A 12640-nucleotide genomic window follows, 5' to 3' on the forward strand; every position below is an offset into this window, starting at 1 on the left:
TCATGAGTTTAGTAGATAATAAAGTTGTTTTTATTACAGGTGCAGCGAGTGGTATTGGTCTTCAAATAGCAACCGCATTTGCCGAAGAACATGCAAAAGTCGTTATTACTGATTTGAATGAAGAAGCCGCTATAAATGCTGCGAAGGAACTTCGATCATCTGGTTATGATGTCATTGGATTAGGTCTAAATGTCACAGATGAAGAAGCAGTAGTGAAATCATTCAAAACAGTTATTGATAAATATGGAAGAATAGATGTCTTAATTAACAATGCAGGTCTGCAATACGTATCGCCTATTGAAGAGTTTCCAACTGCAAAGTTTGAACAGATGGTGAAAATTATGTTAGTAGCACCATTTATGGCTATCAAACATGTCTTTCCAATTATGAAAAAACAGCATTTTGGTAGAATAATAAATACAGCTTCGATCAATGGGTTAATAGGTTTTGCGGGTAAAGCAGCCTATAACTCATCAAAACATGGTCTCATAGGGTTAACAAAAGTAGCGGCTCTTGAAGGTGCAGAACATGGAATTACGGTTAATGCATTGGCACCTGGCTATGTAGATACTCCTCTAGTACGGAATCAATTGAAAGATTTAGCGAGAACAAGAAATGTGTCATTGGAAAAAGTCTTGGAGGAAGTCATTTATCCATTAGTTCCTCAAAAACGATTATTAGCTGTCAAAGAAATCGCTGATTATGCTTTATTTATTGCTAGTGATAAATCAAAAAGTATTACTGGCCAAGCTCTTGTTATAGATGGTGGATACACAGCACAATAAAAGGATTTATTTACTGAAGCTGTAATTGTCCTAAATACAGTTAGAGCTTCAGTAATTTTTATTTAAAACGGCATGTATATACTTCTTATGTTTTTATTATATTACTCTCTAAGAATGTCAATACACAATTAATGTGACAAAGATGTGGCTATATTTTTTAATTACTCAAACTTTGGAGAATGAAATCTCCAAATAAGCCATGATGTAATTAGAAAGGATAGCTCTTGTTTGTTTTTTCGGGTGTCTTCAAAAAAGGTCGATTAATTGCCGTAAAGTGATCAGTCCAATCAAGGTCATTAACTTTAAAGCAAAGTTCAATTGAAACTCCTATAGAAGTGATTGGTCAGTTTTGATCATGTCATATAGGAAACGAGGAAACACCTCATCCGTTTGGTAGTGATTTTTGGACAATGTCACTATACCAAAAGAATGAGGTGCTTTTTGTATTTTTAGAGCCTTCATGTCAAGCTTCATAGTAAAACAATAAGTTACAAAACAAGCTTAAGGGTTCTACCTAATTATTTAGGTGCGAATTTTGAGTTATAAGTGCGTGTTCAAAAAGGTGACAAATTAGAAGCAAGAAGATCAAGGCGGCGCCGTTTTGAGGACCGGAATGTAGGTTTTTACTACATGAGGACCGGAAAAACAAGCTAACGCCGAGATTCGTAGCTTATCATTTGGTGACTTTTTGAACAACCTCTATAAGTGTATTTACTTTATCTTGGGAGGCTAAGTGAAGTCGTGACAGTTTGAATTGAACGGTAAACAATTTCAACCATTTGATCCAATTCCGTTTCAGTCATGGACAGAATCGGCATCATTGTGATGACTGGACCAAGTTCTCGAATAATCAGCCCATTTTGACGGGCTGTTTGGATAATGTCTGGGACAATATTTTCTTTAGTTGTGAACGTTTCTTTTGAAGTGCGATCTTTGACGATTTCTATTCCAACCATAAGGCCACGTTGGCGGATATCACCGACGACCGGTAACTCATACAGAATGTTTAATTTTTCCTCTAAATGCTTAGATTTTTTGGCGATGTCTTTAATTAACTCTCGCTTTTCAATCAGTTCAATATTTTTTAAGGCGACGGCGCAGACAAGCTGGTTTCCTGTATAAGTATGACCATGGTAGAAGGTTTTGTGTTCATCTGGTTCTCCTAAAAAAGCATTAAAAATCTGATCATGAGTAATTGTTGCTGCAAGTGGCATATAACCGCCCGTGATTCCTTTTCCGACGCACATAATATCTGGGACAACGTCTTCTTGTTCGCAGGCAAATAGTGATCCGGTCCGGCCCCAACCAACAGCTACTTCATCGCAAATGAGAAGGACATGATACTTCCGGCACAATTTCTCCACTTCTTTTAAAAACCCAAAAGGTTGGGTAATCATACCTGCTGCTCCTTGAACAAGAGGTTCAATGATAAGGCCCGCTACTTCATCTGCCCGCTCTTTAAGCAGTTTTTCCAGTTCATCTAAACAGTACTTCTTAACGGCTTCGGCATCCCCATACTCAGTCATCCGGTAAGTATAAGGAGACGGCATTGGAATTCGTTCAAAGAGAAGGGGTTCAAAGATCCGATGGAACAAATCAATCCCTCCGACACTCACTGCACCCACTGTATCTCCATGGTAAGCCTCGTTTAAGGAAATGAATTTGTTTTTTTGCGAGTATTTTTCGGAATCGATATTTTTCCAATATTGATAGGCTATTTTAAGAGCAATTTCTACGGAAGCAGCCCCAGTGTCAGAATAAAAAACCTTCGATAAATGACCGGGAGTAATTTCTGCTAATTTTTTTGCAAGTAAGATTGACGGTACATTGGCAGATCCTAATAGAGTTGAGTGGGCAATCTTTTCCACCTGTTCGTGAAGAGCCTTGTTAAGTTCTTTATCGTTGTGGCCATGTACGTTAACCCATAAAGAAGCATATCCGTCCAAGTAGCGCTTGCCTTCCACATCAAAAAGGTAGCTTCCTTCTCCGCGGTCAATGATGAGCGGTTTGCTTTCCCGGTAGGCTTTCATTTGGGTAAAAGGATGCCAAACATATTCCTTGTCCCATTTCTCTAAATCATGGTAGAGATTCATTATCAAAACACCTCTTTAAGTCGTTGAATATAGTCATCATTTTTCAGCAAATTAGAAACATAGACTCTTAGATCTGTTTTTACATTGGTAAAGGTTGGAATACGTAGAAGAGCTGCAAGCCCAGTCAGTTTTTCGATTGTATCAATATTGTCCCGATGAATTTGATTGTTTTCGTTAAAATGGTTAAATAAAATCGTTTTGACATCCAATTGATGTAATTTAGCATAGGTATATGTCGTCATCACATTATGGATGGACCCCAAACCGCTTGGTGAAATGAAGACAGCGGGCAGTTTGCAATCGATAATAAAATCCTTTGTCATATAAAATCCTTTTGTCCGTTCAAAAAGCGGTACCGCCAAGCCCCCGGCACCCTCGACTAAAACGATGTCATACTGTTGCACCAGATCTTGAATACGATTTTTTATGGCTTGGACATTTATTGTTGTCCTGTGAGTTTAACCGCCAGATGTGGAGAGGTTTCCGGCGGGAGCATATGGAAACCCGGTTCCTTTACACCAAGCTCCTGTTCATACCAGGAAACATCAGGATATGTATTCGTTTCCTCAATCAACCCCGTTTGAAATGGTTTTAAAATGGTGACGGTCTTTCCAATCGCTTGAAGTGACAAATAAAGGACGCTCGTTGCTACGGTTTTACCGATGTCTGTTCCTGTTCCTGTAATAAAGTAGGCGCCACTCATTGAACATGCACCTCCTTATTTTTTACAAATTGAGCAATCCGCGGTCTTACTTGGTAAATGATCAAGGAACATAGAGCGCACAACAATAAATCACCTGGTACTGGCAATATAAAACCATATAGAAGAGTATGGTAGACCGAAATAGGTGTTTGGAGAAACCATTTCATTGATTCATAAAGCCAAACACAGCCAAATAGATAAACTGTAATGAGGGAAGCCAAGTTAGCTAAAAAAATTGACTTGATAGAAGAAAGGCGGAATCGTTCTATCAACCAGCCATTGACGTAGGCTCCGAGAACGTAGCCAATTAAGTAGCCGAAAGTCGGTTTAAATACATAACCAAGTCCTCCTCCATCTGTAAACACCGGAACACCGATCAGACCAATTAACACATAACATAATTGACTTAAAAAGCCGAGACGCGGTCCGAGCAGGGCCCCTGCCAAATAGACTGCCAGAATTTGAAGTGTAAATGGAATGTAGGGAATAGGAATTTTAATAAATGCACCAATGGCAGTTAATGCAGCAAAGAGTGCCACATAAGAAATTGTTTTTGCTTTCACTAGTTAACCCTCCTAAACTTTGAAATTTTAAAAAAACAACACTACACCATTGTGCCTTATGTTCTTCTTATTTGTCAACCTGATTTATTTATTGGTTAACAAATAAAATGGTTTGGACATTCATTTGTTGTTCCGTGAGTTAACCGTCAGATGGGTAGAAAATAAAAATCACCTGAATAATTTCTTCAGGTGACTTAGATAGCTTCCGTTGCTTTTTTTGTTTTAATTAAAGCAGAAGAGAGTTTGAGTTGGTGAATTGTAATTTCTGGACGGCTGCCAAAACGAACGTTGACACCAGATTGTCCTAGTCCTTCATTTATATAAAAGAACTTCCCATAATGTTTATGCAAACCTTTTATCATGTGCATTCTGACGAGCTTGCCCATAGTGGCGAGATGATATGGTTTTGGCCAATGGATTTGACCGCCATGAAAATGACCGGAAAGTAAATAATCGTAAGGGAAATCTTTCATTTCGAGTACAAGATTAGGATCATGAGTAAGCACGAGATTAAGCCCTTCTTTTAATCCCTCATATGATTTATCAATATCGCTTCGATTTGTACTAAAATCATCAATTCCAATAATATTTAATTTTTTATCATTCACCATAATGACATGATTTTCATTTTGCATTGTTTTACAACCATTTTCTTCTAATACTCTTTTAAGTTGAAGAAAGTTTGGTTGTTTAAGCACATAGTCGTGATTTCCAAATACGGCATATATTCCGTATGTTGGATTCAATTTATTTAAGATAGCTAGATAAGGAATTAGTTTAGGAATACTTCGTTTTTTATCTAAAAAATCACCTGTCAAGGCAATTAAGTCAATGGATTGATCTTTCAAACGTTCATAAAGATGGTCAGGTGTGATAGATATCCTTTCAAGATGGATATCAGACAGGTGCAAAATCCGAAGAGGATCTCCCATGGAATCTTCAGAAGGTCTTGATGCATCTATTGAGACATGGTTGATCACCACGTGTTGGGTATTTTTATAACCTTTAATAAAAAGAACAATGAATAAACCGACAATAAAAACCATTGAAATCCACATATACAAACTTATCGCCTCCTTATTTACAATTATAGGGAAATAGAAAGGGGATTGGCACCTGTAATTAATGGAAATAACTTATGTGCGAGTTCTAATAGAAATCTAAAATAAGGGCGTCGGTGACAGGTACTATAAAACGAAGTGTTTATTAAAAAGCCATTAAAACGTCCAATCAAGCAGAAGATGGGAATGTTGATATTAAAACGGTCGTGAAGCATACGATCAGCAAAGCAGGTAAAGAAATCTCTCATTTCATTACGGAATTTGGAAAACATTCTAATAAAATAGATGAGTTTTCAAAAGGGATAACAGAGTTGGCTGAAATGAATCTATTGGCTTATAAATACAGCAATGAAGCGGGTAGAGCTAGAGAAAATGAAAGGGATTCGCTGTCGTAGCTAATGAAGTAAAGGAAATTAGCAGAACAGTCTTCACAGTCAGATAAATCATTTAATCCATATGATACAAGAAGAAACGACTAAAGCTGTGAACTCCATACAGAAGGCAACCGCTGAAGTTGAAGGTGGCATTGGGGTCGTAAGTAACGCAGGTTCTACTTTCGGTGAAATTGAAGCATCTGTTGGTGAGGTTAGTAAACAAAATACAGAAGTCTCTGATTCAGTGGAACAAGTTAAGTAAGGAATGGAACAAATAGTTCATGTCATTGATCTTGTTAAAGAAGCAGACTAACTTAGGAGCACAAAATGTTTCTGCTACTACTGAACAGCAATTAGCCTCCATGCAGGAAATAGCTGCATCTGTAAATTCTTTAACCAAGATGGCAGGGAGTTAATGGTATTAATTAGAAGGTTTAGGATGTAAAACATTGGTGTGATATCTATTTCCATGTGAGTTTTCATCGCAAAAATAGAAATTAGAAAAAGAGGTAAGCCAATGACTAGCTTATAGTTAATCCCCCGAAAAAAATGCAATATTTTCTTTAAAGGGGTTAATTTTTCGTCCCAATTGATTTAATAGATAATAGGACCCGTTTTTTAAGCTGGGCCTTTTTACAATATGTGAGAAAAGCTGTTGAATGAAATTATTGAAATTCGATTATATAAAATGGCTGGATTCAGATTTATTAGCAAAAGAGGTTCTGCGATCAGCATTTATTTTTTATCACAATAACTACTAACATTTTATGGAGATACCAATGTGCATTTGCACAATACTTTTTGTTAGAATCGTCATTGAATTCAGATAATTATTTGTTTATGATATTGTTATATATAAAATGAATGGATAAATGTATTTATCATAAAAATTATTTATCGAAAAATGACGAATTATGTCATTTAACGCATATCCTTATCAGTAGGTAGCTTATGTAAAATTCTATAAAAAGAATTCCAGGTTGAATTATTAAAATATTTAATAAATTTAGAATAGAGCAGGAGGGGATAATGATGATAGGTAAGAAGCCACTCATTCAAGTCGAAGATGTTTCGTTTCAGTACCTTGTAAATAAGGACGAGAAAATACCTGTTCTAAAAAATATAAGCTTTAATATTTATCCCGGTGAGTATGTGGCGATTATTGGCCATAATGGGTCAGGAAAATCAACATTATCAAAGCATTTAAATGGGATATTAAAGCCATCACAAGGAGAAGTTCTTGTAAATGGCATGAATACAAAAGAAAAACGTTTACTAAAAAGGATTAGACAAGAAGTTGGTATGGTATTTCAGAATCCAGATAACCAACTTATTGCAACCACAGTTGAAGATGATGTGGCCTTTGGTTTGGAGAATACAGGGGTACCGATGGATGAAATGGAATCAAGAATTCGGTTCGCTTTAGATGTTGTTGGAATGTCAGAAATGTCAAAACGTGCTCCTCATCATTTATCAGGAGGTCAAAAACAACGTGTTGCGATAGCAGGTATTATCGCGATGATGCCAAAATGTCTTGTGCTTGACGAAGCAACCAGTATGCTAGATACCTATGGGAGAAAAGATATACTAAAGGTTATTCGAAAATTGAATGATGATGGTATGGCAATTATAACAGTTACACATCACATGTCAGAAGTGGCAGAAGCTGATAGGGTCATCGTTATTGAAGGAGGAAACATTGTACTGCAAGGGACACCACGGGAGATATTCCAAAAGAAAGCATTTTTGCAGAATATACAGCTCGATGTCCCAGCTGCTAGTCGAATAGCAGAATTAGTCCATCATAATCATGCTAATTTTAATCCGGAAATTATTCATTCTTATGAAATAGTAAATGAAGTGAAACGTCTGTTGAAAGGAGGTGAGAATGAGTGGCGATGAAACCGATTTTAGAAATTAGAGATTTAGAACATGTCTATATGAAAAATACCCCTTTAGAGCATCGAGCCCTTTCGAATGTCAATATGACAATTAATAAAGGGGAATGTATTGCCATAATTGGTCATACAGGCTCTGGAAAATCGACTTTAATTCAACACTTTAATGGACTAATGACTCCTCAAAAAGGAACAGTGATTGTTGATGGGGAGGATGTATTAAATTCTAAAATAGATATTAAAGCATTGAGAAGAAAAGTAGGATTGGTATTTCAAAATCCAGAGTCACAACTTTTTGAGAGATTAATCGGAGATGATATTGCTTATGGTCCGTTGAAAATGGGGTTACCTATAAAAGAAGTTAGGGACCGAGTTGAATGGGCTATGGAAATGGTTGGTCTTCCTTTTGATGAAATGAAGGATCGCCCTACTTACGCATTAAGTGGTGGTCAAAAACGAAAGGTAGCTTTAGCTGGGGTTTTGGCTTTACAACCTGAAATTCTTGTCCTTGATGAACCGACAGCTGGGTTAGATCCTCGTTCAAAAATCGAATTACTAGATCGGATTAAAAAACTAAATCGTAAAGAGAATATTACAATTATTTTTATCTCCCATAATTTAGAAGAAGTTACGTACATGGCCGACCGGTTATATGTTATGGCAAATGGCACAAATATTATTGATGGAACACCGAGTGAAATTTTCAGTAATAAAAATATTCTTAAGGAAAATAACATCGGAACACCAGAAACAGTGGAGATTCTATACCTCCTGCAGGATGCCGGCTTTTCAATAGATTCAAGACAGTACGAAGTTGATGGGGTTGCTAATCAAATTAGTTCGATTTTACAGTACTTTCAGGAGGTGAGAGCAAATGGCATCTCAGTTTGAATTAACACGTAATATTACGATTGGTCAATACATTCCTACAGGTTCTATAATTCATAAATTAGATGCTTGTTTTAAACTTTTAAGCTTTACTATCATGCTTATTGCAATAGCTATTTGTGGGACTTATTTTGGGAATATTGTGATTCTTGCTTTTTCTATTGCTTTGTTTATGTTGTCTCGTATTCCCATTAGATACGGTCTATCAGGTATTAAGCCTGCCATCCCCTTTGTGGTCATCTTAGCTATATTACAGCTTTTATTTTACGGCAGTGTTGCATCAGGAGGAACAGTTCTAGTTAAAAGTGGGTTTATTCTAATTACCACTGACAGTTTGCGACTGGTGGTTGTCTCAGCTATGCGATTTGTTGAAATTATCTTGATAAGTAGTGTTCTAACCCTCAGTACATCTACAACAGAGCTCACTCATGGCATGGAAAGACTATTAAAACCATTAAAATATATTAAATTTCCTGTACATGAATTCTCGCTTATTATTACTATAGCCATTCGTTTTGTACCTACTTTTGCAATGGAAATGGAAAAATTAATGAAAGCACAGGCTTCTAGAGGTGCAGAATTTGGTACAGGTCAATGGTGGAGAATTGTTAAACGTACGAAAGACATGTTTCCTCTGATTATTCCATTATTTAATTCAGCAATGGAACGAGCGGAAGATTTAATTTTAGCTATGGAAGCAAGGTGTTATACACCTGGTGAAGTGCGCTCGAATTATAAAAGATATCATATTAAAGTAACTGACATCATGGTTCTTTTGTTCAGTATTCTCTTTTCAATCTTGATTTTATTTTATCCATTCCCATATTAGTTACACATGAGGTTTTACTAAAATTATAAACTGTTAAAACAAAGGGGGAAGTGTTTAATGGAAAAAGGTTTAACCATTCGTCGAATTGTTGTTGCAGGGGTTTTAAGTGCGATAGCCATATTGCTAGGTGTCACTCGATTAGGCTATATACCAGTTCCAACACCAGCTGGGAATGCAACAATCATGCACGTTCCTGCTATTATTGGTGGTATTATGGAAGGCCCAATCGTTGGTTTAATTATTGGTCTTATATTTGGTGCATCCTCTTTTTTAGAAGCAACTGTTCCTTTGTTTAAAGATCCGTTAGTTGCAATCTTACCTCGTTTATTTATTGGTGTCGTTGCATTTTTTATTTACTTCGGATTGAAACGTTTTAATGAATATGTTGCTATTGGTGTTGCTGGTTTCATTGGATCATTGACCAATACAGTTCTTGTTTTATTCATGGCAGTTGTTAGAGGTTACATGGCTCCAAAAGTGGCAATTGGTGTAGCGATAACAAATGGGATTCCAGAAGCTATTGTTAGTATTATTGTTACTCTAGCCATTGTCGCCTCCTGGAAAAAGATTGGCGTATCAGTGAAACAAAAATCAAAAATTTCAGGTAAATTTTAAATGACTACATTTAATAATATTACAGATGTTCCTGGTATTAAGGTTGGAAATGTTGAAGCTGTTCCTGGATATTCGGGCTGTACTGTTCTTTTATTAGATAAAGGAACCATTTGCGGTGTTGATGTCCGAGGAGCGGCACCAGGCACAAGAGAAACAGAATTATTAGCACCTATGAATCTAGTAGAAGAAGTTCATGGTATTTGTCTTTCCGGGGGGAGTGCATATGGACTAGATGCTGCGAGTGGTGTAATGCAGTATCTAGAAGAACAAGATATTGGATTAGATGTTGAGATATGCAAGGTTCCTATAGTACCTGCTGCAGTCTTGTTTGATTTACCAGTGGGTGACCCTACCGCTCGACCGACAAAAGAAATGGGTTATCAAGCAGCTAAGAGAGCTATTCGGGGACAGCTTAAAATGGGGAATATAGGTGCTGGTTGTGGAGCAACTGTAGGAAAAATAGCAGGTCAAGAGCGTGCTATGAAAGGTGGTTTAGGTTATGCGTCACGCATATGTCCTAATGGTTTAATTGTTGGAGCGGCGGTTGCTGTGAATGCGGTTGGAGAAATACGTAATCCATCGACTGGAGAGATTATTGCTGGAGTTAGGGATGATGATGGACAGATCAAGGAATGTTTGCACTGGATGATGAATGAAAAGCCAATAGCATTATTACCAGGTACTAATACCACAATTGGTGTAGTAGCAAGTAACGCGATAATGACAAAGGCTGAAGTTAATAAAGTGGCATCCATGGCACACGATGGCTTAGCGAGAACGATCTATCCTGTTCATACGATGCATGATGGAGATACATTGTTTGCAGTAGCTACTAGTAAAGTGAATGCAACCGTTGATTTAGTTGGGACATTAACAGCTGAGGTTCTAGCTGAGGCTGTCTTGAACGCCATTCATTCAGCAGAAAGCATTCCAGGTTTTCCATCACATAGGGACCTTTTAAAATACAGAAAATGATTGGAGATGTGTTTTAATGATAGGTGGTACTAAAGAAAATGTTAGACATTATGTAGATCAAGATGAATTAATTGATTTAACGAGAATGTTAATCCAAATACCAAGTGTCTATCGTCCTAATGAAAAAGATGGAAACGAAGAAAAAGTCGCCAATTTTGTAGCCGATTATCTAAAAGAAATGGGGCTTACCGTTCACATACAAGAAGTTGTTCCTGGAAGACCCAATGTTATCGCATTTTTAGACTCAGGAAAGCCTGGAAAAACTCTTTTATTTGAGGGACATACGGATGTCGTTACAGAAGGTGATCTCGATAAGTGGAGTTTTGATCCCTTTGGTGCTGAGATAAAAGATGGTCGTATCTATGGTCGTGGAGCTTGCGATACGAAAGAAAATTTAGCTGCTGCAATATCGGCTGTTCGAGCTATTAAGAAGTCTGGGGAATCATTCAAAGGGAAAATACTCTTATGTATTCCTTGTGACGAAGAGGGGCTGATGATTGGTATCAAAGATTTCATTCACAAAGGATGGGCTAAGGGCGTCGATGGAGCCATTATTTGTGAACCAGAAGAGAATCAACTCTGTATTTATCAAAAAGGAGCCATGCGAGTCATTATAAAAACATATGGAAAAATGGCACACGGAGCTATGCCACTAACGGGGATCAATCCGATGACAAAGATGGCTAAAATTTTAGTGGAATTAGACAAGTTAGAACAACGGGAAAAAATGCGTCTTGGTGAACATCCTATGTTAGGCCTGCCAAGTATTACGCCTACGATTTTACAATCCCCTGTCACTGGGGAACCGCAAATTAATGTTATGCCTGATACATGTATGGCTACATTAGATATTCGTACGGTTCCGAATCAAGAACATAGTGAATTGAAAAAGGAAATGGAAGATATATTAGTACGTTTAGGAGAAGAAGATGAAGATTTTAAAGCGACATTAGAAGTTATCGAAGAAAGACCATGGACTGAGACGGATAAAAATGATCCAGTGGTTAGATCGATTGCGAATGCTTATAAAAGTGTGACTGGAAAGGAACCTTTATATAATGGCGTTCCAGGAGCAACAGATGGAACATTTCTTCATATGGAGGGAATACCAGTTGTTGTTACTGGTGCAGGTGATCGACATGTTCCGCATCATGCTGATGAATATGTTGATATTGATGAACTTATCAAAACTACCGAAATGTATGCCGTCGCAGCATTAAACTTTTTAAATGAGTAAACCAAAATCTACCTTATAGAAGAAAAAATTAGGGTTGACTGATACTATAGTCGACTCTAATTTATTTTTGTTCATTAGAATATGGAATAGGGAGGCGGAGGACCACTGAAAAATTGGGTTGTCGATCTTATTTTATTCTCAGTGTTCTTTTGGGGAGCTAATGTTAATTTGGGGAAAATAGCAGTTAATATGATTAATCCAATTTTGGTGGTGGCATGAGATATATTATCGCAGCCATTATCATGTTTATCATATTTTTGTGAATTGAAAAAAATGGCTAATAAGTTGCAGCTGCAAGACCTGGTGCAGATGGTTGTTATTGTTATGAAACACATGATGGCCAATGGCATATGTATGAAATGGTTAGAAAAAAAGGCATCCTTTGTGCAATAGCACAAAATATTTAGTTTGAATAGTCATTGTTTTCAGATAATGCAATGTTATATGATATATATAATAATTTTTAGAAAATAATAGAAAGAGGTGTTAAAGAAGTATACTATAATCGTTTTTCTCCATTTTCAGTGAGAGTGTAAAATATTTTGTGTAAATGAATAAAACAATGAAAAAGGAAGACCTTTTCCTGGTAGAATAAAGTCACCACAACTCATCCATAGAA

Annotated in this window: 14 protein-coding genes; 9 read left to right on the forward strand and 5 right to left on the reverse strand. The window is 36.9% G+C overall.

Going from position 1 to position 12640, the window contains the following annotated elements:
• The first annotated feature begins 2 nt into the window (after window positions 1-2).
• On the forward strand, window positions 3-785 hold the full coding sequence (locus FG390_RS11645; RefSeq protein WP_141191208.1) for a 3-hydroxybutyrate dehydrogenase: 783 nt from the start codon (window positions 3-5) through the stop codon (window positions 783-785).
• 716 nt (window positions 786-1501) lie between these two features.
• On the opposite strand, the gene bioA is transcribed toward FG390_RS11645, so the two are convergent.
• The 5 genes from bioA to FG390_RS11670 all read right to left on the reverse strand — a co-directional run bounded on the left by bioA (window position 1502) and on the right by FG390_RS11670 (window position 5202).
• Window positions 1502-2878 carry an adenosylmethionine--8-amino-7-oxononanoate transaminase gene (gene bioA, locus FG390_RS11650; protein WP_141191209.1) on the reverse strand — a complete coding sequence of 459 codons (1377 nt, stop codon included), beginning with the start codon at window positions 2876-2878 and terminating at the stop codon, window positions 1502-1504.
• 2 nt (window positions 2879-2880) lie between these two features.
• Window positions 2881-3282, reverse strand: coding sequence for an ATP-dependent dethiobiotin synthetase BioD (bioD, locus tag FG390_RS11655; protein WP_181406481.1), 402 nt, complete (start codon window positions 3280-3282; stop codon window positions 2881-2883).
• Window positions 3283-3317: 35 nt separating this feature from the next.
• The gene (bioD, locus tag FG390_RS11660; RefSeq protein WP_141191211.1) at window positions 3318-3581 is read right to left on the reverse strand and encodes an ATP-dependent dethiobiotin synthetase BioD; all 264 of its coding nucleotides are present in this window, start codon (window positions 3579-3581) and stop codon (window positions 3318-3320) included.
• The gene (locus FG390_RS11665) at window positions 3578-4144 is read right to left on the reverse strand and encodes a biotin transporter BioY (RefSeq protein ID WP_141191212.1); all 567 of its coding nucleotides are present in this window, start codon (window positions 4142-4144) and stop codon (window positions 3578-3580) included. The genes bioD (FG390_RS11660) and FG390_RS11665 overlap by 4 nt, the downstream gene beginning before the upstream one ends.
• A 194-nt stretch (window positions 4145-4338) precedes the next feature.
• A complete protein-coding gene (locus tag FG390_RS11670) occupies window positions 4339-5202 on the reverse strand; it encodes a metallophosphoesterase (protein ID WP_141191224.1) in 864 nt (287 codons plus the stop codon).
• Between the two features lie 209 nt (window positions 5203-5411).
• On the opposite strand from FG390_RS11670, the gene FG390_RS11675 reads away from it, so the two are divergent.
• The 8 genes from FG390_RS11675 (at window position 5412) to FG390_RS11705 (ending at window position 12021) form a co-directional block, all read left to right on the forward strand.
• Entirely contained in the window at window positions 5412-5600 is a 189-nt protein-coding gene (locus FG390_RS11675) for a hypothetical protein (RefSeq protein ID WP_141191213.1), read from the forward strand.
• 88 nt (window positions 5601-5688) lie between these two features.
• A complete protein-coding gene (locus tag FG390_RS15820) occupies window positions 5689-5841 on the forward strand; it encodes a hypothetical protein (protein WP_181406482.1) in 153 nt (50 codons plus the stop codon).
• 773 nt (window positions 5842-6614) lie between these two features.
• On the forward strand, window positions 6615-7481 hold the full coding sequence (locus FG390_RS11680; protein ID WP_141191225.1) for an energy-coupling factor transporter ATPase: 867 nt from the start codon (window positions 6615-6617) through the stop codon (window positions 7479-7481).
• On the forward strand, window positions 7478-8368 hold the full coding sequence (locus FG390_RS11685) for an energy-coupling factor transporter ATPase (RefSeq protein ID WP_141191226.1): 891 nt from the start codon (window positions 7478-7480) through the stop codon (window positions 8366-8368). Before FG390_RS11680 ends, FG390_RS11685 begins: the two co-directional genes overlap by 4 nt.
• Window positions 8352-9194: an energy-coupling factor transporter transmembrane component T family protein gene (locus FG390_RS11690; protein ID WP_141191214.1), complete on the forward strand. Its 843-nt coding sequence runs from the start codon at window positions 8352-8354 to the stop codon at window positions 9192-9194. Before FG390_RS11685 ends, FG390_RS11690 begins: the two co-directional genes overlap by 17 nt.
• Before the next feature lie 57 nt (window positions 9195-9251).
• A complete protein-coding gene (locus tag FG390_RS11695; protein ID WP_141191215.1) occupies window positions 9252-9809 on the forward strand; it encodes an ECF transporter S component in 558 nt (185 codons plus the stop codon).
• Window positions 9810-10784 (forward strand): P1 family peptidase, encoded by a 975-nt coding sequence (locus tag FG390_RS11700; RefSeq protein ID WP_141191216.1) that lies wholly within the window; start codon window positions 9810-9812, stop codon window positions 10782-10784.
• Between the two features lie 16 nt (window positions 10785-10800).
• Window positions 10801-12021 carry a M20 family metallopeptidase gene (locus tag FG390_RS11705; protein ID WP_141191217.1) on the forward strand — a complete coding sequence of 407 codons (1221 nt, stop codon included), beginning with the start codon at window positions 10801-10803 and terminating at the stop codon, window positions 12019-12021.
• Window positions 12022-12640: the final 619 nt, after the last annotated feature.

It is taken from the genome of Terrilactibacillus laevilacticus (genome assembly GCF_006517395.1).
Classification (GTDB): Bacteria; Bacillota; Bacilli; order Bacillales; family Sporolactobacillaceae; genus Terrilactibacillus; species Terrilactibacillus laevilacticus.